Below are 25,325 nucleotides of genomic sequence, written 5' to 3' on the forward strand. Positions count from 1 at the left end.
TGGTTCCGCTCAGCCCCGGAACGGGATAATCTGGTGGCGATCGTCGCGCGGAGTTCGTCATGACCGGAGGCCATCGCCGTATCCTCGTCGTTGAAGACGATCCGGAAACCGCAGGCCAGCTCGTCGAGGAGTTGACGACATCAGGTTATGAGGTCGATCTCGCCGCTACGGGACGTGAAGCCCTCAACCACGGCGCTGCGCGCGACTATGCCGTGATCACCATCGACCGTATGCTGCCCGACATCGACGGCATCGCCGTGATGCGGCAGATGCGCGACGACGGCGTTGCCTCGCCGTTCCTCATCATCTCCGCGCTCGGCGAGGTCGACGACCGCGTGCGCGGCTTGCGCGCCGGCGGCGACGATTACCTCGTCAAGCCGTTTTCCTTCGTCGAGCTGCTCGCGCGCCTCGAGGCGCTCGGGCGCCGCAGCGAGACCATCGCCAAGGAGACTATCCTGCGCGTCGGCGATCTCGCCGTCGACCTGATCGCGCGCAATGCCAGCCGCCGCGGCCGCAAGATCCCGCTGTTGCCGCGCGAATTTCAATTGCTCGAATATCTCGTGCGCAATGAGGGGCGCGTCGTCTCCCGCGCGATGCTGCTCCAGCACGTCTGGGACCTGCATTTCGATCCCTCCACCAACATCATCGACGTCTATGTCGGACGCGTCCGCCGCAAGGTCGACGATGCCCAGGCCTATCCATTGATCCACACCATCCGCGGCATCGGATATTGCCTCCGTGCTCCTGGTTAATACGCTCCGTTCCTCGACCTTCCGCCTGGCGCTGATCGCGATCGCGATCTTCGGCCTGATCGTCGCGGCGATCATGGCCTATGTCTATTTCGGCACGCTTGCTTATGTGCGCAGTCGCGTCGGCGATATTGGCGACCACTCTGGCTTCGTCGCGATGCTCGAGTTGGCGATGATCGCGGTCGCCGTGCTGCTGGTCGTGCTGTCGGGCGTCGCGGCAGTGCTGGTGACCCGGCGCACGGTCGGGCGGATCGAGGAGATCAATGCCACCAGCCGCGCCATCATGCTCTCGGGCCTCGACCGGCGCATTCCCCTGCGCGGCAGCCATGACGAATGGGACCGCGTCGCCGAAAACCTCAACCAGATGCTCGATCGCATCGAGACGCTGATGGGCGAGGTCAAGCAGGTCAGCGACAATGTCGCCCACGATCTGCGCACGCCGCTGACGCGGATGCGCGGCCGGCTGGAAAAGGCCTATCATGCCCCGCGCAACGATGAGGCCGATGCCGCCCTGATCGGCGACACCATCGCAGACCTTGATGCCGTGCTCGGCATGTTCGCCTCGATCACGCGGATCTCGGAGATCGAAACCCGCGCCCGCCGCAGCGCGTTTCGCCCACTCAATCTGGCCGAGATCGCCGGCGAGGTCGTCGAGCTCTACGATGCTGCCGCCGAGCAGGTCGCAACGCGCCTGAGCCTTACTGGTGATCGCGAGGTCGCCGTGACAGGCGACCGCGACCTGCTGTTCGATGCCATCGCCAATCTCGTCGACAACGCCATCAAGCACGGCCGCCCTGGCGGAAAGGTGACGGTGATCTGCCATGGCGCCGACAGCGGCGCCTCGATTACGATCGCGGACGATGGCGAGGGCATTCCGGCCGACCAGCGCGATCATGTGTTCAAGCGCTTCTACCGCCTCGAGCAGAGCCGCTACACCCCGGGCAACGGCCTGGGTCTGAGCCTGGTCGCGGCCGTGGCCCGCCTCCATGGTGCCGAGATCGTATTGCATGACAATGATCCGGGCTTGAAGGTCCGGCTCGACTTTCCTCCGCATCGGTCCGGCACCCAACTTGCATGATCGCAAATGGATCGAGTGAAAGTTTTGCCATGTCCCGCCCGCCAGATCTCGTCATTGCCAACGCCCGCCTGCGCAGCCGCGAGGTCGTCGACATCGCGATCACCGACGGCGTGATCACGGCGATCGGCGACCGGCTCGATCAGGCCGCGCAATCCGTCATCGATGCCAGAGGCGGCCTGGTGACGCCGGCATTCGTCAATCCGCATTTGCACCTCTGCAAAGTTTGGACCTTGCCGATGATGTCGGAGGCGGCGCTCGAGGCCTATCAGGGTGGCGGCATGAGCGAGGCGGCGAAGGCAATCGAGCTCGCGGCAGCGGTCAAGAGCAAGTACGACGCGTCCTGGATCATTCCGAACGCACGGCGCGCGGTGGCGCTTGCGGCCCTCCACGGCAATCTCCACATACGTGCCTTCGCCGATGTCGATGCCAAGGCAAGGCTCGAGGGCGTCAAGGCGCTGCTCGCCATCCGGGAGGAGTTTCGTGACATCGTCGAGATCCAGGTGGTCGCGTTTCCACAGGATGGCCTGTTGCGCGAGCCCGGTGCCGACAGCCTGATGCGCGAGGCGATGGCATCAGGGGCCGATGTCGTCGGCGGCATCCCCTGGATCGAAGCGAATGAAACGGACATGCGTCGCCATATCGATTTCTGCTTCGACCTTGCCGCCGAGCATGGCGCCGGCATCTCGATGCTGCTCGACGACGTCGGCGATGCCGATATGCGCACGCTCGACATGATGGCGCGTGCCATGATCGCGCGTGGCATGGAGGGCCGGGCGCTCGCCCATCATTGCCGCGCCATGGCGCTCTATCCCGAGAGCTATCTTCGCGAACTGATACCCCTGCTTGAGAAGGCGCGCGTCAGCGTCATCAGTGATCCCCACACCGCGCCGCTGCATGCGCGGGTCAAGGAGCTGCTGGGCGCCGGGATCAATGTGGGCCTCGGCCAGGATGATATTTCCGACGCCTATTATCCGCTCGGCCGCAACAACATGCTGGAGGTGGCGTTCCTGGCCTCGCACCTGCTGTGGATGACGAAGAAGAGCGAGTTCGAGACGCTCTACGACATGATCACGACGCGCGCCGCTATGGCGATTGGCCTCGAGCGTTACGGCCTCGGCCTCGGTTGCGCCGCCAATCTCGTCGTTCTCGACCAGGGCGACGTCACTGAGGCATTGCGCTTTCATGCGCCGCCGCGCGTCGTCATCAGCCACGGCCGCGTTGTCGATACCGACCGCATGCGCGCGCTGGCGGAGGCGGCCGTTGTCCCCTGAGGCGCGCTGCTCACAGCTCGATCACGCCGCGGCGCGCCGCATGCGCCACCGCATCGGTACGGCCGGTCGCATCCAGCTTGTCGAGCAGCGAGCCGACGTGGAATTTCACGGTATGCACGGAAATATTGAGTTGACGTGCGATCATCTTGTTGGAGGCGCCTTCGGCCATCAGCGCCAGCACGTCGAGCTCGCGCTGCGTCAGCGCGATGTCCTCGGGCATGACGCGCGGATCGCGGGCGACGATCGTCGCAATGGCGGTCTCGCCGGGCGCAGCAAGACGAAGCCCCGCGACACTGCCGAGCAGCGTCGCGAGGCGGTCGGCCAGGGCTGGATCGTCGATCTCGAGCGACAGCACGATGTCAGGCGTGGTGTCCGCGCTCACGCCTCGGGCCTCTCGCCGATCGTGACCCTGAAGCTCGCCGGTTCGCCGCCACGGCGGACCGCGACGTCGACCACCCGGCCGACGCTGGCAGGTCCCAGTGTCCGCAACAGCGCGCGCACGCCGGAAAGCTTCTGGTCGTTGACCGCCACGATCACGTCGCCCTGGCGGATGCCGGCCGTGGCGGCGGGACCTGTCTTGTCGACATTCATCACCATCGCACCGATGCCGTCATCGAGCCGCAGCGGCTGCAGGCCAAGCCCGAGATATCCCCGCGCGATGCGGCCACGCGTCTCGAGCTGGGCTGCGACGCGCTCGATCGTCACGGTCGGGATCACCAGCACGCGCCGCGGTCCGAGCACGGCCATGCCGAAAGGCTCGCCCGAAGCATCGACAGCAAGGCCGCCCTCCTGGCTGGGCCGCAGGCGAACATCGAGCTCGATCCGCGCATCGATCTCGCCACCGCGCAAGGAGCGCCAGGCCTGGCCTGAGACGGACACCATGCCCAGCGCCGCACTCGGCGCATCCCTGTTGGTGGCGACCACGACGGACAGCGCACCGGAAGCAGGCACGGTCGTGGCCAGCTTGACCGGAGCGACGCTGGTATCAGCGCGCAGCAGGGCGATATCGGTCGTATGGTCGCGGCCGACGATCGAGGCGGAAACAGTGCTGCCGTCGGGAAGGCCGATCTGGACGTCGCCCTCGTCCGCCAGCGCCTCGTCGGCGGTGACGATCAAACCGGGCTTCCAGACGAAGCCGGTCGATCGGGAGCGATGCGAATGGACTGACACGACGGACGGCGCGATGCGGGCCACGACATCGGCGAGCGCTGATGACAGCGAGGTGAGAGGGGTGAGGTCGGTCATGGAAGGCTCCTTAAGCTGTCCTCAATCTGGTACCTCGCGAGCAATTGCGAAACTGGCCGGGTGGCCAGTCCTTATCTCGCCACGGCCGACGAACATGTGATTGGGAGCCCCTCACGGGAACGTGTAGCAATCTCCCAATTGCGCCTGACGGCCCCAAACGATTTTCAGCGAGCTCCGACCGATGACCATCGACCTCACCCGCCGCACCCTGCTTCGACTCGCCGGCGCCAGCTCGCTCGCGATGGCTGCGGCCGGCGCGGCGCGCGCCGAGGGCAATCCGCAAGGCGGTGGGCCGACCTATGCCAGCCGCACGCCGATGCGGATCGGCATGGTGACGCTGCGGGTGAAGAATCTCGACAAGGTGGCCGATTACTACCGCGACGTGATCGGGCTCACCGTGATGGAGCGCTCCGGCAGCGCCGCGAAGCTCGGTACGGCCGGTATCACGCTGCTGATGCTGGAAGCCCGTCCCGACGCCGCGATCGAGCCGCGCAATGCCGCCGGCCTCTATCACACCGCCTTCCTGATGCCGACGCGAAAAGACCTCGCGCGCTGGTTGGTCCACGCCGCCTCGCATCGCGTGAAACTGTCGGGCTTTGCCGATCATCTCGTCAGCGAGTCCGTTTACCTCGACGACCCCGAAGGCAACGGCATTGAGGTCTATGCCGACCGCGATCCCTCGCAATGGCAGTGGAGCGAGGGCAGTGTGAAGATGGCGACCGACGAGCTCAATATTCCGGACCTGCTGTCGCTGACCAACACGCGCGTCAGTGATTATGCCAAGGCGCCGGACGGCCTGCGCGTCGGCCATATGCATTTGCGCGTCGGCGATCTCGCGCAGGCGCAGGGCTTTTACCACGGCGCTGTCGGCCTCGACCCGACCCGCAGCCGTGGCGGCGCCGCGTTCCTGTCGTCGGGCCGCTATCATCACCATCTCGGCATGAATGTCTGGCAGAGCGAGGGCGCCGGCCAACGCGACGACGCCATGACGGGGCTCGACTGGTTCTCGCTGGTGACGGAGAAGCAGGACATCCTCGCCGCGCAGGAAGAGCGCCTGCGCAAGGGTGGTGCGCGCGTCGCGCAGCTGCCCGACGGCGTCGAGGCGATCGATCCCTGGGGCACACGGGTGCGGCTGCTGAAGGTGTAAGCGGCCTGCTCAGAGCTCGCGATAGGCTCGCTCGCCGGTTTTTGGGCGCATGAACACGGCGATGAGCAGTTTCGGTTCATGGTCGCTGCGAAGAGGTGGACGGCGCGGGGGCGAACGACCCCCGCATCGTTAGTGATGCACGTTCAGCCGCGTGCCACCGGGTTGATCGAGACGTCGGCGCCGGCGTGCTTCTGTGCGGCCTGGAAACCGGCTGTGATGCCTTGCTCGACGGATTTGCGCACGTTTTCGTCGGTGATCTGTTTCGCCACGTTCGACACCGCCGCCAGGATCATCGCATCCTGGAACAGGGCCGGGTAGTTGTGGGGATCGGGGCCTGGCTTGCCCCAGTTGATCGGGATCTGATAGATCGGCAGGAAGAAGCAATGCCGGTGGCCACCGAAGTTGATGCAAATTTCCATGGCTTGACTCCTCGCTAAGGGATCGCTGCGCTCTCTGTCCGCAGCGTCCGCGACGCTAGACCCGCCTGCCGGAGTCCGATGTGAAGTCGTTCACACCGAAAGGATGCATAAGATCGCGTCAATTATTTTTGATTGTGAGCGCCGAGACGTCAGTCTGACTGACGTACGCAGTCGTCAATGATTGATCAATGCCAAAGCCGCGGTCGCGCCGCCGTGCCAATGATGTTGTCCCAGCGGTAGGAATAGCCGATGCCGACGATGTAATCCGGCGAGTTTCGGTTGAGACCGAAGGCGAGATGAAAATCGATTTGCTCGGTCCGGTCTAGGAGATAGCCACCGCCGACATTGAGCAGCGCCGTGCTTGCGCCGCGCGTCGGGCTGTCGCTGACATATTCGGCGAACAGCGCCAGCTTCTCGCTAACCTTCCGCTCGACCACGAAGGTCGCTTCGGTGGTCTGGCGGTTGGTCAGATCCGATGGCCGGAAGAAGCTGGTGAACATGCCGCTGATGCCCCAGCCGCTGCCGAGCTCGTAGGACCAGGGGACTTGCAGATAGGGCTGAAAGCCTGCGCCTGTGATCGCGGGTGTGCCGGTCGGCAGGCCGACGCCTGCTACCATCGAAAGGTTCGCCGGCAATCCGCTGACCTGCCATTTCACAGCGGGGGTGACATTGGTAAAGCCGGTGTCGACCGAGCCGGTCAGCCGTCCGACATGGCTCGGAATATCAACCAGCACTTCGAGGCAGGGCGCGATACCAAAACGGAGACGGCTGTTGCTGCCGTCAAAGCCTTTGCCGGCGCTCTGGCCTGATGTGTTGAGGCCATTCTCGATCTGGATACTGCCATCAGGCACGACCAGGCTGGAATTGGTCACATCAGGACGGTCAGTCGCGATCTCGGATTGCGGCGAGGGGCATTCACCGGCTTCGGCCATGCACGGGCCCAGCGCGACGACGAGGAGGCCGACGCAGCACAACGAAAACCGCCAACGCTGCAGGACAAATCCCAAAACCACAAATACGCTCTTCGAACGCCGATCGCTTGCTGGCAATAAGACCCCATGCTAGCACGCGATGGACCGCGCGCCTGCCAGACTGGACTGAGCTTCCCCCGGATTTATTCCCGACATGACCGATTTTCGCGGCGTCTTCCCCTATCTCGTCTCGCCCGTTAGCGCTGACGGCACGGTGAGGACTGCTGTGCTCGCAAGGCTCTGCGACGACCTGATCGGCGCCGGGGTGCACGGGCTGACGCCGCTGGGCTCGACCGGCGAGTTCGCCTATCTCAATGCCGCGCAGCGGATGGCAGTGGTGCAGACCACGATCGAGGCTGCAAAGGGCCGCGTGCCCGTAGTGGCAGGCGTCGCTTCCACTTCGACAGCCGATGCTGTGGCGCAGGCGCAGGCCTATCAAAAGCTTGGTGTCGACGGCATCCTGGCGATCCTCGAGGCGTATTTCCCGCTCAATGATGCCCAGGTCGAATCCTATTTCCGCAGCATCGCTGATGCCGTGGACATTCCCGTCGTCATCTACACCAATCCGCAATTCCAGCGCTCGGACCTGACCCTGGACGTCATCGCGCGCCTCGCCGAGCATCCGCGCATCGGCTACATCAAGGACGCCTCGACCAACACCGGACGGCTGCTCTCGATCATGAATCGCTGCGGCGATTCCCTGCGCGTGTTCTCGGCCTCCGCCCATATTCCGGCCGCGGTGATGCTGATCGGCGGGCTCGGCTGGATGGCGGGACCTGCCTGCATCATCCCGCGCCAGAGCGTTGCGCTCTACGATCTCTGCCAGGCGGGCCGCTGGGACGAGGCCATGGCACTGCAGCGCCGGCTGTGGCGCATCAACGAGGCCTTCGCCCGCTTCAATCTTGCGGCCTGCATCAAGGCTGGCCTTGCGATCCAGGGCTACGATGTCGGCGATCCCGTTCCGCCGCAGGCCTCGCTCACGGCCGATGCGCGCAAGGTGGTGGAGGCGGCGTTGCGAGAGCTGACCTGATCGTCATTCCGGGCATGACGAAATCGAAGACACCCAGGACGAAACCGCCGCTGGTCTGACCTCAATTGGTCCGCTAAAAGGCAGCCCGCATTTAAGATCTCGAGGACCCTACGGAATGAACATTCTTCCCGGCAATTTGCGTTTCGGAGCGGGCCAGCCCGTCAAGCGTTTGGAAGACCAGCGATTGCTCACCGGGAAGGGGCAATTCATCGACGACAAGCCGGAAGACGGCGCGCTGTGGTTGCACGTGCTGCGATCGCCGCATGCGCATGCGAAGATCGTCGCGATCGACACCAGCGCAGCCGCATCGATGCCCGGCGTCACCGCGATCTACACCGGCGCCGATCTGATCAAGGACGACGTCGGCACTATTCCGACGCTGAGCATCTTCAAGCGCCCGGACGGCAAGCCGATGACCGTGCCGCCGCGGCGACTGCTCGCTCATGACGTCGTGCGTTACACCGGCGAGGCGGTAGCGGCAGTGGTGGCTTCGTCGCGTGCGGAAGCCCAGAGCGCGGCCGAGGCGATCGTGGTCGAATACGATGTGCAGCCGGCCGTGGTCGATCCGGTCGAAGCCGTCAAACCCGGCGCGCCCGTGGTGTGGCCGGAGGCGCCCGACAACATCGTCGGCGCGATGAGCTATGGCGATGCCGCCAAGGTCGACGAAGCCTTCGCCAAGGCCGCTCACACGGTCGAGCTCGATCTCGTCAGCCAGCGTCTGGTGCCGTCGGCAATGGAGCCGCGCTCGACCATTGCCGAGATCGACAAGAAGTCCGGCCGCCTGCTGCTGCATGTGCAGTCGCAGACCCCGGCCTCGACCCGCGACGTGCTCGCCGAAGCCGTGCTGAAGCGTCCCAAGGACAGCGTGCGCGTGCTGGTCGGCGATATCGGCGGCGGCTTTGGCCAGAAGACAAACGTCTATCCCGAGGACGGCATCGTCGCCTATGTCGCGACCAAACTGAACAAGAAGATCCGCTGGCGCGGCGACCGCACCGACGAATTCGTCGGCGGTACCCACGGTCGCGATCTCACCTCGACCGCCTCCTTTGCACTGGACGATAAGGGTAAGGTGCTAGCGTATCGTGTCACCTCGATCGGCTGCACCGGCGCCTATTCTTCCGGCGCGGCCAATATCATTCCGCTGGTGCTCGGGCCGTTCGTGCAGACCGGCGTCTATGATTTGCCGCTGGTGCATTTCGAGGTCAAGTCGGTGATGACCCACACCGCGCCGGTCGGCGCCTATCGTGGCGCGGGTCGACCTGAAGCCGTTTTCATCGTCGAGCGCCTGTTTGACGCTGCCGCGCGAAAAATCGGCATGGATCCGCGTGCGATCCGGAAAGTGAACTACATCAAGCCGGCGCAGCTGCCCTACACCAATGCCGCCGGTCAGGTTTACGATTCCGGCGCCTTCGCACACATGCTCGATCGCGCCGTGAAGCTTGCGGACTGGGACGGATTTGCCGCGCGCAAGAAGGCCGCGAAGAAGAAGGGCCTGCTCTACGGCCGTGGCCTCACCTCGTACATCGAATGGACCGGGGGCCGCGCTCACACCGAGAAGGTCACGCTGCAAGCGACCTCGCAGGGCCGCGTCGTGCTGCATTCCGGCACCATGGCGATGGGGCAGGGCTTGCAGACCACCTACACCCAGATGATCTCCGACACGCTCGGCATCGCCATGGACAAGATCGACGTCGTGCAGGGCGACACGGATCTCGCGATGGGTTTTGGCAGCGTTGGTTCGCGCTCGCTGTTCGTCGGCGGCACGGCCGTGGCGGTCTCCTCCAACGATCTGATCCAGAAGGCGCGCGAGAAGGCGGCCAACGTGCTGGAGACCTCGGTCGAGGACATCGAATACCAGGGCGGCATGCTCACCGTGGTCGGCACCGACCGCCGCATCAGCCTGTTCGATCTCGCCGAAAAGGAAACCGGCGCGAAGCTCAGCGTCGATTCCGAGGGTGAGGTCGACGGGCCGAGCTGGCCGAACGGCACCCATATCTGCGAGGTCGAGATCGATCCTGAGACCGGCGTCTCCAAGGTCGTGCGCTACACCACCGTCGACGATGTTGGCGTTGCCGTGAATCCGATGCTGGTGACGGGGCAGATCCATGGCGGCGTCGCGCAAGGCATCGGCCAGGCCTTGTACGAAGGCGTGTCGTACGATGCCGATGGTCAGCTGCTCACCGCGAGCTATCAGGACTATTGCATTCCGCGCGCCGACGACGTTCCGCCGATCGTGGTGACGCTGGATGATTCCGCGCCCTGCCGCACCAATCCGCTCGGTGCCAAGGGCTGCGGCGAATCCGGCGCCATCGGCGGCCCGCCCTGCGTCACCAACGGCGTGATGGACGCGCTCGCTGAACTCGGCATCACTCAGCTGAATACTCCGCTGACGCCGCAGAAGATCTGGAAGGCGATCAAGGACGCGAAGACGAGTTAGTCGCGTCCGGCCGCTGCCGCATACTCAGTGTCGTCCCGGCGAAGGAGATTGCAGCGATAGTTCGGGCTAAATCCCCAGCATCATCTTCGCGATGATATCGCGCTGGATCTCCGAGGTGCCGCCGAAGATCGTATAGGCGCGGCCATTGAGATATTCGGGCACCGCCGTCAGCATGTCCTCGGGCAGCGCAGGCTCGTGGTTGAGCTTGTAGAGCGGGCGCATCGGCTCGACGGCGAGTGCGTCATGGCCGATCACGTCGACCCCTAACCGCGTTACGGCCTGCCGGATCTCGCTGTTGCGCAGCTTCAGGATGGATGACACCGCGCCGGGATTCTGCCCGGTCTGTAGCGCCGAAAGCACGCGCAGCTCCGTCATTTCAAGCGCGTCAATATCGACCTCGACCTCGGAGATGCGCGTCGCGATGTCGGGGCTGTCGATGGCGCGTCCTGTGAGATCGGACTCCGCAAGCTCGGTGATCGCACGCAGCCCTTCACGCAGTTTGGCCGAGGCAATGCCCGAGCCGCGCTCGAACTCGAGCAGATATTTGCCGTAGGTCCAGCCCTTGCCTTCCTCGCCGACGCGGTTGGCGACGGGCACGCGCACGTCGTCGAAGAACACCTGGTTGACCTCGTGGTCGCCGCCGATGGTGAGAATGGGGCGCGTCGTGATGCCAGGCGTCTTCATGTCGATCAGAACAAAACTGATGCCGTCCTGCTGCCGCGGGCCATCGCTGGTACGCACCAGCGCGAACATGCGGTTGGCATGGTGGGCGTGCGTGGTCCAGATCTTGGTGCCGTTGATGATGTAGTCGTCACCGTCGCGCACCGCCCGTGTCTTCAGCGAGGAGAGGTCGGAGCCGGAGCCCGGCTCCGAATAGCCCTGGCACCAATAATCCTCGCCGGAGAGAATCCGCGGCAGATAGAAATTCTTCTGCTCAGGGCTGCCGAATCCGATGATGACGGGGCCGACCATCTTCACTCCCATCACATTCACATTCGGCACGCCGGCCCGCGCGCATTCGCTCTCGAAGATCCAGCGCTGCGCCGGCGTCCAGTCGGGGCCGCCGTGGTCGACCGGCCAGCCCGGGGCGCCCCAGCCGCGGCTGTGCAGCGCGCGCTGCCAGGCCATGCCGATGTCGGGGTCGGAGAACACCGACGGCGTCAGCGCGGTGGCGCGCTTCATCTCCTCGGTGAGATTCTTCGCGATGAAGCTGCGCACCTCGCTCTGGAAGGCGCGCTCTTCGGCATTGAACGACAGGTCCATGATGCCCTCCTCTCAAGCTGAAACGGTGCCGCGTCCAAGCTGGGCGTGGCGGGCATAGTGGTGCGCGCTGCCGCCGAACAGCGTGTCGAATGCGACAAGCCGCTTGAAATAGGCGCCGACCTCAAGCTCGTCTGTGACGCCCATGCCCCCGTGGAGCTGGATCGACTGCTCGCCGACGAAGCGGCCGCATTTGCCGATCTTCGCCTTCGCGGCTGAAGCTGCGCGGGCCCGCTCGACTGGTGCGCTATCGGCCTTCAACGCGGCCCGCAGCGCCATCGAGCGGGCTTCGTCGACCTGGATCGCCATGTCGGCGAGGCGATGGCGGATCACCTGATTGGCGGACAGCGGCCGGCCGAATTGCTTCCTGATCCTGGTGTACTCGAGCGTGGTGTCGAGCAGCGTCTGCATGATGCCGACGGCTTCCGCACCAAGCGCAGCCATGGCGCGATCTACGGCCCATTCGATCGCGGGCAGCGCGTCCTTGCCGTCACCGAGCAACGTGTCCTCCGGCAAATGCAGGTCGGACAGCTCGATGTTGCAGGCGCGCCCGCCGCCGAGGCGCGGATAGTCGGAGATCGCAAGGCCCTGCGCCGTTGCCGGCACCAGAAACAGGCCGATGCGCCCCGACGGTCCGTGATGATCGTGCAGATGCGCGGAGACGATGATCTCGTCGGCGGCATGGCCGTCGAGCACGGCGATCTTGCTGCCGGCGAGGCGCCAGCCCTGCGCCGTCTTGGTGGCTGATGTCGCGACCTTGGCGAGATCGAACCGCGCGGCGCGCTCGGAATGCGCGAAGGCGAGCTTCATCGAGCCGTCCGCGATCTTGGGCAGGCTCGCCTGCTTCTGCGCCGTGCTGCCGCATCGCTCGATCAGCGCGGCGCCAAGCACGACCGTCGCGATATAGGGCTCGGACACCAGCCCGCGACCAAACGCTTCCATCAAGATGCCGATCTCGACCGGCCCGCCGCCGAGCCCGTCAAACTCTTCCGGGATCGGCAGCGCCAGCCAGCCCAGCTCGGCGAACTGCTTCCACACCGCAGGGCTGAAGCCGAGCGGATCGCTCGCCATCTTGCGACGATGGTCGGCATCGTAACTTTCGGTCACGAAACGATCGGCGCTCTCGCGCAGCAGCCGTTGCTCGTCACTGAGATTGAGATCCATGGCGTCTACTCCGCGGCTGCCGGCTTGCGCACGGAGGGATGCAGTCCGGATGGATCGACCACCATGCCGAACTCCTGTAGATTGTGGGCGTGACAGAGCTGATGCAGCGCAAAGGCCTGGTCGATCGCAGCCGGCTGGCCCATCACATCGACGGAGCGGTTCACGGCTTCCTTGGTCAGCTTCAGCGCAAAGGACGGCTTTGACGCGATCCGCCGCGCCAGCTCCTGCACGCGCGTAGACAGTTCTGCGCGCGGCACGACCTGATTGACCATGCCGAGCTGATGCGCCTCCTGCGCGCTCCAGCTGTCGGCTGTGAACAGGAATTCCTTGGCCTTGCGCGGGCCGAGCTCCCAGGGATGCACGAACCATTCGACGCCGCAGACGCCCATCGTCACGACGGGGTCGCAAAACTGCGCATCGTCGCTCGCAACGATGAGGTCGCAAGCCCAGGCCAGCATGAGGCCGCCGGCGATGCATTTGCCGTGCACTTCCGCGATGGTCGGCTTGGCGAGATTGCGCCAGCGCCGCGTGATCTGGAGATATATTTCCTGCTCGCGCGCAAAACGGCCGTGAGCGTTTGGTTCGGCAAAGCCGCCCCAATTTCCTATCGGCGGAAAATCGATGCCGGCGGCATTCTTGGCCCCGGAGCGCAGATCGTGGCCGGACGAGAAATGCGGCCCATTGCCGGCAAGGATGATCACCTTGACCGCATCGTCCTGTACCGCGGCGTCGAAGGCGGCGTTGAGGTCGTAGGTCATTTGCAGGTTCTGCGCATTGCGCGCGTCCGGCCGGTTCATCACGATCCGGGCGATCGCCGGCTCCGGCCGCTCCACCAGGATGGTCTCGAACGAGGACATGGCGCGCCTCCCTGTATTCTTCGTCTTGTTGGCCAAGACGTCTTGCTTGCCAAGAGTTGACTATGTCGCGTGGTGATAGGCAAGGGGCTTGCGTCAGCCGGCTGCTTGTCGCGCCGTCCGCTGGGACATCTGGCGTTGTATGCGCTCGATCTGATAGTTTGCAGGCCGATTCCACCGGGAGAAATTTGATGCGCAAGATCCTGACCGTGCTGGCGGCGCTGGCCTCGCTCAGCCTCACCAATTGCGGCTACAACGCGATCCAGAGCCAGGATGAGCAGATCAAGGCCAACTGGTCCGAGGTGGTGAACCAGTATCAGCGCCGCGCCGATCTCGTGCCCAACCTCGTCAACTCGGTGAAGGGCTTCGCGCAGCAGGAGAAGGACGTGCTGCTTGGCGTCACCAACGCCCGCGCAAAGGTCGGCAGCATCCAGGCCACGCCCGAGGTCCTGAACGATCCCGCCGCCTTGCAGAAATTCCAGGCAGCACAAGGCGAGCTCTCCAGCGCGTTGTCGCGCCTCCTCGTGGTGACGGAGAATTACCCGCAGCTGAAGTCGGATGCGCTGTTCAAGGATCTGATGTCGCAGCTCGAGGGCACCGAAAACCGTATCACGGTCGCGCGCAACCGCTACATCAAGTCGGTGCAGGACTATAATGTCACCATTCGCTCCTTCCCGAGCAATCTCACGGCGATGATGTTCGGCTATAAGGAGAAGGCCAACTTCACGGTCGAGAACGAAAAGGAGATCTCGACCGCGCCGAAGGTCGATTTCAACGCGCCCGCGCCGTCGAAGTAAGCGCGTTCGGCTCCGATGCGCGCAACTAGGGCCATCCTGCTTGCACTGCTGCTTGGCTGGGCTTTGCCCGCCCTCGCCGACGTCGCTGTCCCCCAGCTCACCGGCCGCGTGGTCGACCGAACCGGCACGCTGTCGGGCAGCGACATCGCCGCACTGTCGCAAAAGCTCGGCGATTTCGAAAAGCGCAAGGGCAGCCAGATCGCGGTGCTGATCGTGCCGACGACGGACCCGGAGACGATCGAGCAGTTCTCGATCCGTGTCGCGGAAGCGTGGAAGATCGGCCGCAAGAAGGTCGACGACGGCGCGATCCTGGTGGTCGCCAAGAACGACCGGCACTTGCGCATCGAGGTCGGTTACGGCCTGGAAGGTGCGCTCACCGACGTCACGTCGCGTCGGATCATCGACGAGGTCATCACGCCGAAATTCCGCGAGGGCGATTTCGCCGGCGGCATCTCCGCGGGTGCCGAGCGGATGATGCGCGTCGTCGATGGCGAACCGCTGCCGGCTCCCTCGCGCAGCGTGAACTTTGCCAATCTGGACGACATCGGGCCGGCGGTCCCGTTCGTCCTGTTTGCCTCGCTCGTCGTCGGCGGATTTTTGCGCACGCTGCTGGGACGATTGCTGGGCTCGGTCGCGACCGGGAGCGTGATCGGAATCCTGGCGCTGCTCATTCTCGGATCCGGGGCGTTGGCCTTGCTCGCCGGGATCATCGGCTTCGTCTTGTCCTTCATTGCCGATCTGTTTCCGGCATCCACAGGGCCCTCGCGCGGCGGGTCGTGGTCGAGCGGCTCCTCGTCCGGAGGCTGGAGCAGCGGTTCATCATCCAGTGACAGCGGCAGCTTCAGCGGAGGCGGCGGCAGCTTTGGTGGCGGCGGCGCCTCGGGGAGCTGGTAGTCATGGGCATCGGGCGTATCACCAGGCATCTCCTTCAGCACCATTGGCGCGCGAAGCAAGTGTTTCCGTACGATGTGCTCGACCGCATCGAGCATGCAATCAAGCAAAGCGAAACGACGCATTCCGGCCAGGTCCGCTTCGTCGTCGAAGGCGCGCTCGACGGCCGGCCGCTGTTCCGCAATCAGCACGCCCGCGAGCGCGCGCTCGATATGTTCTCGCATTTGCGCATCTGGGACACCGCGCATAACAACGGCATTCTGATCTACCTGCTGCTTGCCGACCGCGACGTCGAGATCATCGCCGACCGCGGCATCGACGCGAAGGTGGGCGCCGCCGGCTGGGAGGCGATCTGCCGAGCGATGGAGGCGGAGTTCAGGTCGGGCCGGTTCGAGCAGGGCGTGATCCATGGCGTTGCGGCGGTGTCACGGGAGCTGGCGAAGTATTTTCCGCCGCGAGGGCCGCATCCGAACGAGTTGCCGGATAAGCCGGTGGTGATGTAGCCCCGATGTCGTCCTGGCGTTCGCCAGGACGACACCGTGTATCAATCATCCAGCTTGTTCAGATCCCTTACCGACTGCATGATCGGCTCGAAATTCGAGCGCGCGTCCAGTGCGTCGAATAATTGCGCGGTATCTTCCAATAACCCGTGCGAGCGTGCGATGGCAATGCGCACGTCGTCCTGCGGCGTGTCCGACAGCCGTCCGTGCCCCGATAGCAGGATCTTGGTGTTCAGCCCCTTGATGCGTTCCAGCGACTGGATGTAGTCGGCGATGCTGCCCGAGCCAAACACGCCGCCCATCACGCCGCCAGGCATCAAGGTGTCGGCGGCGAACAAGAGGCCCTTGTCCTGCTCGAACAGGGTGATGCAGGCCGATGTATGGCCCGGCGTGTACATCACGTTGAGCCGGAAATTACCGAGGTCGATCAGATTGCCTTCCTCGAGCCAGATGTCGATATTAACAGGCACGTCCGGCTCGTTGAACATCTTGCGCAGCATCGAGAAGTCGTCGCGCAGCATGATCTTGTTGGCGGCGAGCCTGTGGGCGGCGACATAGGTGCGGCGCTCGTTGAAATGCCAGGCCGCGCCGATATGGTCGAGATGCTCGTGGCTCAGCACCACCATGTCGATCTTTTCGGGCGGGCATCCGGCGAAGGTCAGGCACTCCACCATCGCCGGATAGTTCGAGGACAGGCCGACATCGATCAGGATGGTGCGCGCCGAACCGCGTATGAGATAGGCGTTGGCCGCGCGGTTGGAGAAGCGGATCTGATAGACGTCATCGGCGGCCTGGATCAGCGAGCAAATGTCGTTCTTCATCAGGATCGGGAATGCGGTCGGCTTGCGTTCGCTCATGATTGCGCCGCCCGGTAGGTGACTGCGTTGGAGGCGCGCAGGCGTTTCGACAGCGCATCCATCACCATCAGTGCGAATGCCGGCTGCTGGCTGACAAGATAGACGAAGCGTGCGTGGTTGATCCGCATCACGCGCGTGTTGGGCGCCGACGCGATCGCGGTCGCCGAGCGCGCCGAACCATCGATCACGGCCATCTCGCCGAAGAACTCGCCCTTGCCGAGCTTGATGATGCTGGTCTTGCTGGCGCCGTTCATCTTGGCGATCTCGACCTCGCCGTCGAGCACCACGAACAGCTCGCGACCGGTCGAGCCCTCCTCGAAGATGACGTCATCCACATCAAACGCGTTGATGCACTTTTCGATTGTCATGGCACCCCCAAACGCCCTTCTGGCTGACGGGATGCGCCATGTTAGCCGCGGAACCGCGACGGGCAAACAACGCCTTCGGCTAAGCAGGCAGCCTGCCGCAGGGCAGCATCGGTTGACGATTTGTTGCACGCCGCCACGCCGGTTCCACTTTCCCGACCCAATTCGGCCTCGGACGAGTTCCTAAAATTTCGGTAAGCGGGTCCCGAGGTAAGGAATTCGCAAGCAATGAAAGTTACCAAAAGGTCAATCCAGACTGGAGTATTTGAGCCGTGAGCGAACCAATGTCCGACCTGGCCGGCCAAGAGACCAATGACCGAGCGAACGACCGGACTGGCGCCGTTGACGCCGCCGCCGGCATCGAGGCCCCCTCGATCGCCCCCGACCATGAGACGCCGCCCAAGCCTGATCCGGTCAAGGCGGATGCCCCAAAGGTCGAGCCGCCAAAGATCGAGTCTTCGGGGATCGTGGTCCCCAAGTTCGAGGCGAAGGCCGAACCCAAGCCCGAGGCCAAAGCCGAGGCAAAGCCCGGTAAGCTCATCGTCATGGCGCCCTCGGAGCGGTCCTGGGACCGGGAAGAGTTCGCCCCGCATGTCAAGCCAGACGAGGTGCGTGACACCGACAACAAGCGCCTCCTGTCGGCGATGGCCGCGGTCGTCGCGATTGCGGCTTGCGTCGGCGCCATCAGCGGCGCGCTTGCGACCGCCGGCATGATGCACTTCGCAGCCAGCCCGACGCCAGCTTCGGCGCAGGTCGCCGATACCAGCGCGCTGGACGCCTCCGTCGCGCGGATCGATGCCGACATGGTTGCGCTCAAGGCCAATGTCGAGCACACCTCGAAGACCGGCCTCAGCCAGTTCAACCGCGCCAACGACCGCCTCGACAAGCTCGAGAAAGCGCAGGCCGAACCGTTGGCCAAGCTGGCAAAACTGTCCGAGACCGTCGACAAGCTCCGCGCCACACCGCCTGCTGCCGCCCCCGCGCCGGCCGCCGCCGCGGCGCCTGCGAAGGAGACCACTGGCACGATCGCGCCGGCCCCGACCCAGGTCGCGACGGCTGCGCCGGCTCCCGTGCCCCCCACGCCCGCCGCGCCCAAGACCGAAGTCGGCCGCCTGCCGACGATCGACGGCTGGAGGCTTCGCGACGTCGCCAATGGCGGTGCGCTGATCGAAGGCCGGGGCGGCCTGTACGAAGTCTATGCCGGCGATCCCATCCCCGGTCTCGGCCGCGTCGATGCGATCCGGCGCCAGGACGGTCGCTGGGTGGTGGTCACACCCAAGGGCCTGATCGTCGCGCGCTAAGCGTCCGATAAACGACTTGCGAAAAGGCGCTTCACCACCGCGTGAAGCGCCTTTTTACTTGAATAGGCTGTCAGGCGCGGTGTTATTGGAGGCATGAGCCGCGCGCTGCGAATTCTCCCGGCTGCCATATTGTTATTGGGCGGCGTCCTATCGCTCTCGGCAGCGGAGAATGCGCCGCTCGCGCGCGGCACCGCGATCATCGACCCCGATCTCCTGAAGAAGCTCGACCAGAGCGATGCGCTGTCAATCTCGCGCCTGTTAGAGCCGGAGCGGAACGCGACTGTTCCCCTGACCAGCGACCAGCTGTTCGCGTCGCTGCCGCAGCTCAAGGAGATTCTCCCCGCAATCGATACGGAGTTCGATCGCTACATCGCGCAGCACAAGCAGTCGGTGCCGAGCGAGACCATCGGCGTCGGCGACGGTTTCGACGTCCAGCTGTTCGATCGTTTCAGTCTGAAATCCGCCAGCACGCGCTTCGTGCTGGCCGGCATCGTTAACCGCATGGACCGCGCCTACGTGTCTGAGGAGTCCTGCGGCGAGATTCGGCTGATCTATCGTCTGGCGCGGTTCGGTCCCGGGCCGGATGGCGGCAGCACCGCGACGCGCCTGCCGATGACGTTCAACCTGGTGATGAAGGCGCGCGATGCGCGCCAGACCGACGCGAGCGGCAAGGCCATCACCTGCGCCGAGGTGGCGCGGCGCTGGCTCGACAATGGCGACTGGCAAGGACTGATCGGCAGCCGCACTGGGCCTTACGATGCGATGATCGACCGCATCGAGACCAATATCCAGATCTCGATCGCGCCGAAATCAGCGCTGCACGATTTCCGCTCCGACTATCTGCTCAAGGTGTTCAAATACGACGCCGCCACCAAGACCTTCGTGGAATCGACGCTGGAGAACCAGATCGACCGCGAACGCATCCTCGCAGATGACGCGCTCCGGCACGACTTCAAGGCCTGGCTGCTCGAGCCCGCGAATCTGCGCGAGTTCGATCGCGGCACTGTGCTGATCCCACAGAAATATCTCGCCAAGGCGGCCGTGGCGCTGACACCTGCGGGGCTCGATGCCTCGACGTTGCAGCCTGAGTTCGGCTTGGTTGAAGGCGAGGGCAACAGCGACCCTGTCTTCACCGACAACGACGTCGTCGGCGCGCTGAAGCAGGCGGCCGCGCGCGGCATCGCCATGGAGAACATCCGCTCGGTCGCGGGCTTCCAGCGCCGCCTCAACGATGTCACCTGCTCCGGCTGCCACCAGACCCGCGGCATCGGCGGCTTCCATTTTCCCGGCGTGGATTGGCTGACGGAGGGGGCATCGAACGCCACCATCGTGCCGGCCTCGCCGCATTTCTTTGGTGACCAGCTCCGCCGCCGTGACATCCTGACCGCCTTTGCTAGCGGCAAACGTCCTGATTTTTCACGCGGATTTGCCAGCCGGCCGCAGACACGCGGCAGCGCGGAGCTTGCCGGCACCGAATATCAGGACGGCTGGGGCGCGCATTGTTCCCTGCAAAACGAGGGATCGGGAACGGCCGACAAGAGTTTTACGTCATGGACCTGTGCTAAAGGTCTCACCTGTCAGGCTGCGGCGGCTTCGAGCCGCATTGGCATGTGCTTCATCAAGACGCGTTAGCGCATGATCCCAAGGTCATGCGTCAGCCAACAAGCGATTTGGATGATTCATGACGGATACCAGCGACGCCAACAAGGAGCGCAATCGCGAGATCGCGCAGAATGAGGAAGCCAAGCAAGTCGCCGGCAGCATCCGCGTCAGCACCACGGCGGTCGCGGTGGTCGTCATCATCGGCGGCATCCTGTTCACGCTCGGCTGGCTGGCGCTGAGGTAAGCGGCGCCCTCACTTCGCGTAATTCGTCATCCGTTTGCCGGGCAAGAGCTCATACGCCGGCTTCCAGCCGGGCAGCGTGGCCATTCGCCCGAGCCAGGCGTGGATGGCGGGATGGCTCGCGGCGAAATCGAAGCCGTGCTCGTCGCTGGGATAGTGCAGATAGGCCATCATCGAGATGTCGGCGACGGTTGGCTTGGTGCCGATCGCAAACGCGTTGTGTTGCAGATGACCGTCGAGAATGCCGAGGAAGTCGTCGAGCCGCCGGCGAAAATGCTTCAGCACGTGCGGATCGTTCTTTTCGGTGAAGGCCCGCATGAAGCGGTAGGTTGCCATGTAGCCGGTGAGCTTGTGGTTGTCCCAGAACAGCCAACGCAGCAGCTCGAATTTTTCGGCTTCGGTCTCGGCACCGAAACGCCCATACTGTTCGGCAAGCTTGAGCAGGAGAGGGGCGGTCTGCGTCATCTTCACGCCGTCGACCTCGAGCACGGGAATTTCGCCCATCTCGTTGACGGTCTTGCGCCAATCCGCCGTGCGCGTGACGCCGCCGCCGAAATCGGTCCAGACCGGCTCGAACGTCTCGCCGCAAAGCGTCAGCATCAGCGCCAGCTTGTAGCTATTGCCGGATTCAGGGAAGTAGTGCAGGCGATAAATGGGCATGGGACCTCGCGCGCGAATGTGGTCGTGAGATTATATCGAGATCGTCGGATCGTTACCCCACAGCCCCCTTCGCGCGCAGCTCTTTGATCGCGGCCTCGTCGTATCCCGCGCCACGCAAAATCTCGTCACTGTGCTCGCCGACGCCGGGCGGCTTGCGCGGCTGCACCTTCTTGGTACCGTCGATCCAGATCGGAGAGTTGATGGTGAGCATGGTGTCGTTCTCGAACGGCACCAGCACCTCGTTGTCGAGCATCTGCTTGTCGTTCGGGATGTCGTCCAGAATGCCGACGATGCCGAACACCAGTCCGTTGCCATCGAGGATCTTGCGCCATTCGGCGAGGTCCCTGGTGGCGAAGGTTTCGTCAAAAATCTTGATGAGCTCGACCGAGCGGGCGTGACGGTCGGGCTTGGTGGCGAAGCGCGGATCGTTGATCAGGTCCTCGCGTCCGAGGCATTTGGCCAGCGTCGGCCACTGCTTCTCCTCGCTGAGCAGCGACAGGATCAGCCAGCGGCCGTCCTTGCACTGATAATGGTTGGCGACCGCATTGAGCGCACGCTCGCGCGGGCGCCGCTCGCCGAACTTGGCGCCGCAGAGTTTTGCCTGCGCCAGCACGCTGGCCGCCCACACGCCATTAGCCATCAAATTGGAGGCGACATGCGAGCCCTTGCCGGTCTTCTCGCGCTGATAGAGCGCGGTGACGATCGCGCTGTACAGCGCCATGGCGCAGGGATGGTCGCCCATGCCGGCGACCGAACGGGCCGGCGTCGTGTCGGTGTCGGCGCGGACAAGATCCATCAGGCCGGAGCGCGCCCAATAGGCGTTGCTGTCGAAACCGGGCTTGTTGGCCTCCTCGCCCTTCTCGCCATAGCCGGTGAAGGAGGCATAGATCAGCCGGTCGTTGAGATGGGCGAGATGGTCATAGGTGATGCCGAGCTTGGTCCGTACCGGCGGCGGCATGTTGGTGATGAAGACGTCGGCCTCTTCAACCAGCTTGTAAAGCACGGCCTGCGCCTCGGGCTTGGAGAGGTCGAGCGCCAGGCTCTTCTTGTTGCGGGCCTCGAGAAGCCAGGCGAAATTGTGCTCGCCGGTGGGATAGCCGGGCAGGTTGGGCAGATTGCGGTAGGGATCGCCGGCGCCGGGCGGCTCTATCTTGATGACATCGGCGCCGAAATCGGACAGCACGGTGGCCGCCGCGGGCGCTGCGATGAAGCTCGCGCAGTCCAGAACCTTGAGCCCTGCAAAAATGCCTTTTTCCATCGCGGCGTTGCTCCCTCGCTCTTGTTGTTTCCCGCCGGCTGGAATTGGCGCGGGCAAGTCTGGGAGCCATTAGACCGATGTCTTGCCCGGATGCAACGGCGCCCGGTGCAAGGCCTTACTCCTCTCCCGCAAGCAACGCGGCGTTGCCGCCGGCCGCGGCCGTGTTGATCGTCACGGTCTGCTCGGTGGCGAAGCGCGTCAGATAATGCGGACCCCCGGCCTTGGGGCCGGTTCCGGACAGGCCGTTGCCGCCAAAGGGCTGCACGCCGACCACGGCGCCGATCATGTTGCGGTTGACGTAGATGTTGCCGACCTGAACGCGGTCGATGATGGCCTCGACCGTGTCGTCGATGCGGGAGTGGATGCCGAGCGTCAACCCGTAGCCGGTGCGCGCGATCGCCTGCAGGACGCGTTCGAGGGTTTCGGCCCGATAGCGCACCACATGCAGGATCGGGCCGAACACCTCCTCAGTGAGCTGGCTGGCATCCCGGAGCTCAAAGATGTGCGGCGCGACGAAGCAGCCCTCTGGCGCTGTGCCTGCAAAATGCAGCCGCGCCTCCGTCTTCATCCGTGCGATGTGGGTGTCGAGGCGTTGCTTGGCTTCGGCATCGATGACAGGACCGACTTGGGTCGCGATATCTGTGGGATCGCCGATCCTAAGTTCGCGCGCCGCGCCCGCGATCATCTCGATCATGCGGTCGGCGACGTCCTCCTGTACGAACATCAGCCGCAGCGCCGAGCAACGCTGGCCGGCGGAGCGGAACGCCGAGGTGACGACATCGTCGGCGACCTGCTCGGGCAGCGCAGTCGCATCCGCAATCATGGCATTGATGCCGCCGGTCTCCGCGATCAGCGGCACGATCGGCCCGTCCTTGGCGGCGAGCGTCCGGTTGATGTGACGTGCGACTTCGGTCGAACCGGTGAAGACGACGCCGGCAATATCAGCGTGCGCGGTCAGCGCCGCGCCGATGCGGCCGTCGCCGGTGACGAGATGCAGTGCGTTTGCGGGGATGCCAGCCTCGTGCAGCAAGGCGACGGCCTCGCGCGCGATACGTGGCGTCTGCTCGGCGGGCTTTGCCACGACGCTGTTGCCGGCCATCAAGGCCGCGGTGACCTGGCCAAGGAAGATCGCCAGCGGAAAATTCCACGGCGAGATCGCGACGAACACGCCACGGCCGCGCATGGCCAGCGCGTTGCTCTCGCCGGTCGGTCCTGGCATCGCCGTCTCGCAGCCGAACAGTTTTCGGCCCTGCGCGGCGTAGTAGCGGCAGAAATCGGCGGCCTCGCGCAGCTCGGAGAGCGCGTCATCGAGCGTCTTGCCGCCTTCCGCTTGCAGCAGCGCGATAAAATGCGCACCGCGGCTCTCCAGCAGATGGGCAGCCTGCTCCAGCGCCGCCGCGCGTGTCGCCGCCGGCGTCCGGCTCCATCCGGCAAAGCCCGTGCTGGCAGTGGCAATTGCGGCGCCCGCCTGCTCGGGCGTTGCGTCAGCGACAGGCTTGAGATCAGGCGTCACGTCCGTGACGTCCGCGACCAGCCGATCGAGCGCCGCGCGCTCGCCGAATTCGATGCCCCTTGAATTACGCCGCTCCGGCGCAAACAGGTCGCCCGGCAGCGGGATCTTGGCATGGTGGGCGTGATCGGGCCGCATGATGAGATCGACCGGGCGCTTCAACAGCGCCGGGACCGGCACGCGATAGTCGGCGGCCTGCGCCACGAAGGACGAGTTGGCGCCGTTCTCCAAAAGACGCCGCACCAGATAGGCGAGCAAATCGCGATGGCTGCCGACCGGCGCATAGGTGCGGTAGGCGATCTCGGGGTGATCCTTGGCGAGCTGCTCGTAGAGCGCTTCGCCCATGCCGTGCAGGCGCTGGAATTCGAAGCCGGAGCTAGCGCCGGCGAGCTCCAGCACGGTCGCGACGGTGAGGGCGTTATGGGTCGCAAATTGCGGGAAGATGCGTGGCCGCAAGGCAAGAAGCTTTGCTGCACAGGCGACGTAGTTCAGATCCGTCATCGCCTTGCGTGTGAATACCGGGTAGCCGTCGAGCCCGCGCTCCTGCGCGCGCTTGATCTCGGTGTCCCAATAGGCGCCCTTGACCAGCCGCACCATCAGCATGCGGTCATGGGCGCGCGCGAGCTCGTGGATGTAGTCGATCACCGCGCTGGCGCGCTTCTGGTAGGCCTGGATCGCGAGCCCGAAGCCGTCCCAGCCAGCCAGCGACGGATCGGCGAGCGTGGCCGCGGTTACGTCGAGCGACAGCTCCAGCCGGTCGGCCTCCTCGGCATCGACGGTGAAGTTGAGGTCATACGCCTTGGCGCGCCGGGCGAGATCCAGCAGTTGCGGCACCAGTTCGCGCATCACACGGTCGCGGCTGATCGCCTCGAAGCGCGGATGCAGCGCCGAGAGCTTGACGGAGATGCCGGGCCGGTCGGGCAGAGGATGGTTGCCTGCCGCCTTGCCGATGGTCTCGATGGCGCTCGCATAGGCGTCGAAATAGCGCTTGGCGTCTTCAGCCGTGCGTGCCCCTTCGCCGAGCATGTCGAATGAATAGCGGGGCTTCTGGCCGGAGCGCGGCTTGCCGCGTTCGAGCGCCTGCTCGATGGTCTCGCCCAGTACAAAGTGATTGCCCATCAGTCGCATCGCCTGGCGCGTCGCGGTACGCACCGCCGGCGCACCGAGCCGCTTCACGAGGCGGCCGATGGTGCCGTCGGGCGTCTCGCCGGGCTGGATCACGCGCGCCGACAGGCCGAGCGCCCAGGCGGAGGCGTTGACCAGGAACGCCGTGGACTTGGTCTCGTGGTGGATGAAGTCGCCCTCGCCGAGCTTGTCCTCGATGAACTGGTCGGCGGTGCGGGCATCCGGCACGCGCAGCAACGCCTCGGCCAGCACCATCAGCGCGAGACCTTCCTTGGTCGAGAGCGCGAACTCCCGCAGCATGTCCTCGACGCCGCCGATCCGGTCGTCGCGCTTGCGGATCGCCTCGATCAGCCTTGTCGCCGTGCGGTCGACCCGCACTTCCTGCGGCGGGGCGAGATGCGCCGATGGAAACAGCCGCGCGGCGATGTCGGCATCATCAGGGGCGTAGGGCGCGGAAAAGGGCGGCGGGATATTCGGCATGGCGTGTCCTGTGGCTGGAGCTCAGGATAAGGCCCACATGACCGTAGTTCGATAGACAAGATAGCCATTTTGCCTTAGGAAATGAAGACTATGGACATGTTGGCCGTATAAAA

The 25,325-nt window shown here is 64.7% G+C and carries 24 protein-coding genes; 12 read left to right on the forward strand and 12 right to left on the reverse strand.

What is annotated here, in order from left to right; translation table 11 throughout:
* The first annotated feature begins 59 nt into the window (after positions 1-59).
* From L6639_RS34075 to L6639_RS34085, 3 genes are read left to right on the forward strand one after another with little or no spacing between them, the layout of a single operon-like run.
* Positions 60-752 (forward strand): response regulator transcription factor, encoded by a 693-nt coding sequence (locus L6639_RS34075; protein WP_237865991.1) that lies wholly within the window; start codon positions 60-62, stop codon positions 750-752.
* Positions 739-1,827 carry a sensor histidine kinase gene (locus L6639_RS34080; RefSeq protein WP_237865992.1) on the forward strand — a complete coding sequence of 363 codons (1,089 nt, stop codon included), beginning with the start codon at positions 739-741 and terminating at the stop codon, positions 1,825-1,827. The genes L6639_RS34075 and L6639_RS34080 overlap by 14 nt, the downstream gene beginning before the upstream one ends.
* A gap of 29 nt (positions 1,828-1,856) precedes the next feature.
* Complete coding sequence (locus L6639_RS34085; RefSeq protein WP_237865993.1) at positions 1,857-3,098, forward strand: amidohydrolase family protein; 1,242 nt, start codon at positions 1,857-1,859, stop codon at positions 3,096-3,098.
* A gap of 10 nt (positions 3,099-3,108) precedes the next feature.
* On the opposite strand, the gene L6639_RS34090 is transcribed toward L6639_RS34085, so the two are convergent.
* Together L6639_RS34090 and L6639_RS34095 are read right to left on the reverse strand one after the other, a co-directional pair.
* Positions 3,109-3,480 (reverse strand): response regulator transcription factor, encoded by a 372-nt coding sequence (locus tag L6639_RS34090; protein WP_237865994.1) that lies wholly within the window; start codon positions 3,478-3,480, stop codon positions 3,109-3,111.
* Complete coding sequence (locus L6639_RS34095) at positions 3,477-4,343, reverse strand: S1C family serine protease (RefSeq protein ID WP_237865995.1); 867 nt, start codon at positions 4,341-4,343, stop codon at positions 3,477-3,479. Before L6639_RS34095 ends, L6639_RS34090 begins: the two co-directional genes overlap by 4 nt.
* Positions 4,344-4,524: 181 nt before the next feature.
* Between L6639_RS34095 and L6639_RS34100 the strand changes: the two genes are divergently transcribed.
* Positions 4,525-5,490 (forward strand): VOC family protein, encoded by a 966-nt coding sequence (locus tag L6639_RS34100; protein WP_237865996.1) that lies wholly within the window; start codon positions 4,525-4,527, stop codon positions 5,488-5,490.
* 143 nt (positions 5,491-5,633) lie between these two features.
* On the opposite strand, the gene L6639_RS34105 is transcribed toward L6639_RS34100, so the two are convergent.
* Both L6639_RS34105 and L6639_RS34110 read right to left on the reverse strand, forming a co-directional pair.
* Complete coding sequence (locus L6639_RS34105) at positions 5,634-5,909, reverse strand: hypothetical protein (RefSeq protein ID WP_237865997.1); 276 nt, start codon at positions 5,907-5,909, stop codon at positions 5,634-5,636.
* 185 nt (positions 5,910-6,094) lie between these two features.
* Positions 6,095-6,841, reverse strand: a complete 747-nt coding sequence (locus tag L6639_RS34110) for a transporter (protein WP_237865998.1) — start codon at positions 6,839-6,841, stop codon at positions 6,095-6,097.
* A 193-nt stretch (positions 6,842-7,034) separates the two neighbouring features.
* Here L6639_RS34110 and L6639_RS34115 point away from each other — a divergent pair, with 193 nt between their 5' ends.
* Both L6639_RS34115 and L6639_RS34120 read left to right on the forward strand, forming a co-directional pair.
* A complete protein-coding gene (locus L6639_RS34115) occupies positions 7,035-7,910 on the forward strand; it encodes a dihydrodipicolinate synthase family protein (protein WP_237865999.1) in 876 nt (291 codons plus the stop codon).
* Between the two features lie 115 nt (positions 7,911-8,025).
* A complete protein-coding gene (locus tag L6639_RS34120) occupies positions 8,026-10,347 on the forward strand; it encodes a xanthine dehydrogenase family protein molybdopterin-binding subunit (protein WP_237866000.1) in 2,322 nt (773 codons plus the stop codon).
* A gap of 66 nt (positions 10,348-10,413) precedes the next feature.
* Here L6639_RS34120 and L6639_RS34125 read toward each other — a convergent pair whose 3' ends face one another.
* The 3 genes from L6639_RS34125 to L6639_RS34135 are packed head-to-tail and all read right to left on the reverse strand — an operon-like array spanning position 10,414 to position 13,628.
* Positions 10,414-11,610, reverse strand: a complete 1,197-nt coding sequence (locus L6639_RS34125) for an acyl-CoA dehydrogenase family protein (protein WP_237866001.1) — start codon at positions 11,608-11,610, stop codon at positions 10,414-10,416.
* 12 nt (positions 11,611-11,622) lie between these two features.
* Positions 11,623-12,771: an acyl-CoA dehydrogenase family protein gene (locus tag L6639_RS34130; protein ID WP_237866002.1), complete on the reverse strand. Its 1,149-nt coding sequence runs from the start codon at positions 12,769-12,771 to the stop codon at positions 11,623-11,625.
* 5 nt (positions 12,772-12,776) lie between these two features.
* Positions 12,777-13,628 (reverse strand): enoyl-CoA hydratase, encoded by an 852-nt coding sequence (locus L6639_RS34135; RefSeq protein ID WP_237866003.1) that lies wholly within the window; start codon positions 13,626-13,628, stop codon positions 12,777-12,779.
* Between the two features lie 188 nt (positions 13,629-13,816).
* On the opposite strand from L6639_RS34135, the gene L6639_RS34140 reads away from it, so the two are divergent.
* The 3 genes from L6639_RS34140 to L6639_RS34150 are packed head-to-tail and all read left to right on the forward strand — an operon-like array spanning position 13,817 to position 15,816.
* The gene (locus L6639_RS34140; RefSeq protein WP_237866004.1) at positions 13,817-14,422 is read left to right on the forward strand and encodes a LemA family protein; all 606 of its coding nucleotides are present in this window, start codon (positions 13,817-13,819) and stop codon (positions 14,420-14,422) included.
* A gap of 15 nt (positions 14,423-14,437) precedes the next feature.
* Positions 14,438-15,316, forward strand: coding sequence for a TPM domain-containing protein (locus tag L6639_RS34145; protein WP_237866005.1), 879 nt, complete (start codon positions 14,438-14,440; stop codon positions 15,314-15,316).
* A 2-nt stretch (positions 15,317-15,318) separates the two neighbouring features.
* Positions 15,319-15,816: a TPM domain-containing protein gene (locus L6639_RS34150; protein WP_237866006.1), complete on the forward strand. Its 498-nt coding sequence runs from the start codon at positions 15,319-15,321 to the stop codon at positions 15,814-15,816.
* Positions 15,817-15,857: 41 nt separating this feature from the next.
* On the opposite strand, the gene L6639_RS34155 is transcribed toward L6639_RS34150, so the two are convergent.
* Both L6639_RS34155 and L6639_RS34160 read right to left on the reverse strand, forming a co-directional pair.
* Positions 15,858-16,670 carry an MBL fold metallo-hydrolase gene (locus L6639_RS34155; protein WP_237866007.1) on the reverse strand — a complete coding sequence of 271 codons (813 nt, stop codon included), beginning with the start codon at positions 16,668-16,670 and terminating at the stop codon, positions 15,858-15,860.
* Complete coding sequence (locus L6639_RS34160) at positions 16,667-17,038, reverse strand: Crp/Fnr family transcriptional regulator (protein ID WP_237866008.1); 372 nt, start codon at positions 17,036-17,038, stop codon at positions 16,667-16,669. The genes L6639_RS34155 and L6639_RS34160 overlap by 4 nt, the downstream gene beginning before the upstream one ends.
* Before the next feature lie 281 nt (positions 17,039-17,319).
* On the opposite strand from L6639_RS34160, the gene L6639_RS34165 reads away from it, so the two are divergent.
* The 3 genes from L6639_RS34165 (at position 17,320) to L6639_RS34175 (ending at position 20,182) form a co-directional block, all read left to right on the forward strand.
* Complete coding sequence (locus tag L6639_RS34165; protein WP_237866009.1) at positions 17,320-18,336, forward strand: hypothetical protein; 1,017 nt, start codon at positions 17,320-17,322, stop codon at positions 18,334-18,336.
* A gap of 93 nt (positions 18,337-18,429) precedes the next feature.
* Positions 18,430-19,968: a hypothetical protein gene (locus tag L6639_RS34170; RefSeq protein ID WP_237866010.1), complete on the forward strand. Its 1,539-nt coding sequence runs from the start codon at positions 18,430-18,432 to the stop codon at positions 19,966-19,968.
* Positions 19,969-20,017: 49 nt separating this feature from the next.
* Positions 20,018-20,182, forward strand: coding sequence for a hypothetical protein (locus L6639_RS34175; RefSeq protein WP_237866011.1), 165 nt, complete (start codon positions 20,018-20,020; stop codon positions 20,180-20,182).
* Between the two features lie 9 nt (positions 20,183-20,191).
* Here L6639_RS34175 and L6639_RS34180 read toward each other — a convergent pair whose 3' ends face one another.
* From L6639_RS34180 to putA, 3 genes are all read right to left on the reverse strand, one after another.
* Positions 20,192-20,839, reverse strand: a complete 648-nt coding sequence (locus L6639_RS34180; protein ID WP_237866012.1) for a glutathione S-transferase family protein — start codon at positions 20,837-20,839, stop codon at positions 20,192-20,194.
* Between the two features lie 52 nt (positions 20,840-20,891).
* Complete coding sequence (locus L6639_RS34185) at positions 20,892-22,097, reverse strand: CaiB/BaiF CoA transferase family protein (RefSeq protein WP_237866013.1); 1,206 nt, start codon at positions 22,095-22,097, stop codon at positions 20,892-20,894.
* A 115-nt stretch (positions 22,098-22,212) separates the two neighbouring features.
* Positions 22,213-25,212 (reverse strand): bifunctional proline dehydrogenase/L-glutamate gamma-semialdehyde dehydrogenase PutA, encoded by a 3,000-nt coding sequence (gene putA, locus L6639_RS34190; RefSeq protein WP_237866014.1) that lies wholly within the window; start codon positions 25,210-25,212, stop codon positions 22,213-22,215.
* Between the last annotated feature and the right edge of the window lie 113 nt (positions 25,213-25,325).

The sequence above is a fragment of the Bradyrhizobium zhengyangense genome (assembly GCF_022012555.1).
GTDB lineage: Bacteria > Pseudomonadota > Alphaproteobacteria > Rhizobiales > Xanthobacteraceae > Bradyrhizobium > Bradyrhizobium zhengyangense.

Bases quoted from the DNA above. Each gene is read 5' to 3' on its own strand.
- L6639_RS34075 (WP_237865991.1), top strand. From the start codon at position 60: ATGACCGGAGGCCATCGCCGTATCCTCGTCGTTGAAGACGATCCGGAA.
- L6639_RS34085 (WP_237865993.1), top strand. From the start codon at position 1,857: ATGTCCCGCCCGCCAGATCTCGTCATTGCCAACGCCCGCCTGCGCAGC.
- L6639_RS34095 (WP_237865995.1), bottom strand. From the start codon at position 4,343: ATGACCGACCTCACCCCTCTCACCTCGCTGTCATCAGCGCTCGCCGAT.
- L6639_RS34100 (WP_237865996.1), top strand. From the start codon at position 4,525: ATGACCATCGACCTCACCCGCCGCACCCTGCTTCGACTCGCCGGCGCC.
- L6639_RS34105 (WP_237865997.1), bottom strand. From the start codon at position 5,909: ATGGAAATTTGCATCAACTTCGGTGGCCACCGGCATTGCTTCTTCCTG.
- L6639_RS34110 (WP_237865998.1), bottom strand. From the start codon at position 6,841: ATGGCCGAAGCCGGTGAATGCCCCTCGCCGCAATCCGAGATCGCGACT.
- L6639_RS34115 (WP_237865999.1), top strand. From the start codon at position 7,035: ATGACCGATTTTCGCGGCGTCTTCCCCTATCTCGTCTCGCCCGTTAGC.
- L6639_RS34120 (WP_237866000.1), top strand. From the start codon at position 8,026: ATGAACATTCTTCCCGGCAATTTGCGTTTCGGAGCGGGCCAGCCCGTC.
- L6639_RS34125 (WP_237866001.1), bottom strand. From the start codon at position 11,610: ATGGACCTGTCGTTCAATGCCGAAGAGCGCGCCTTCCAGAGCGAGGTG.
- L6639_RS34130 (WP_237866002.1), bottom strand. From the start codon at position 12,771: ATGGATCTCAATCTCAGTGACGAGCAACGGCTGCTGCGCGAGAGCGCC.
- L6639_RS34135 (WP_237866003.1), bottom strand. From the start codon at position 13,628: ATGTCCTCGTTCGAGACCATCCTGGTGGAGCGGCCGGAGCCGGCGATC.
- L6639_RS34140 (WP_237866004.1), top strand. From the start codon at position 13,817: ATGCGCAAGATCCTGACCGTGCTGGCGGCGCTGGCCTCGCTCAGCCTC.
- L6639_RS34145 (WP_237866005.1), top strand. From the start codon at position 14,438: ATGCGCGCAACTAGGGCCATCCTGCTTGCACTGCTGCTTGGCTGGGCT.
- L6639_RS34150 (WP_237866006.1), top strand. From the start codon at position 15,319: ATGGGCATCGGGCGTATCACCAGGCATCTCCTTCAGCACCATTGGCGC.
- L6639_RS34155 (WP_237866007.1), bottom strand. From the start codon at position 16,670: ATGAGCGAACGCAAGCCGACCGCATTCCCGATCCTGATGAAGAACGAC.
- L6639_RS34160 (WP_237866008.1), bottom strand. From the start codon at position 17,038: ATGACAATCGAAAAGTGCATCAACGCGTTTGATGTGGATGACGTCATC.
- L6639_RS34165 (WP_237866009.1), top strand. From the start codon at position 17,320: ATGTCCGACCTGGCCGGCCAAGAGACCAATGACCGAGCGAACGACCGG.
- L6639_RS34170 (WP_237866010.1), top strand. From the start codon at position 18,430: ATGAGCCGCGCGCTGCGAATTCTCCCGGCTGCCATATTGTTATTGGGC.
- L6639_RS34175 (WP_237866011.1), top strand. From the start codon at position 20,018: ATGACGGATACCAGCGACGCCAACAAGGAGCGCAATCGCGAGATCGCG.
- L6639_RS34180 (WP_237866012.1), bottom strand. From the start codon at position 20,839: ATGCCCATTTATCGCCTGCACTACTTCCCTGAATCCGGCAATAGCTAC.
- L6639_RS34185 (WP_237866013.1), bottom strand. From the start codon at position 22,097: ATGGAAAAAGGCATTTTTGCAGGGCTCAAGGTTCTGGACTGCGCGAGC.
- putA (WP_237866014.1), bottom strand. From the start codon at position 25,212: ATGCCGAATATCCCGCCGCCCTTTTCCGCGCCCTACGCCCCTGATGAT.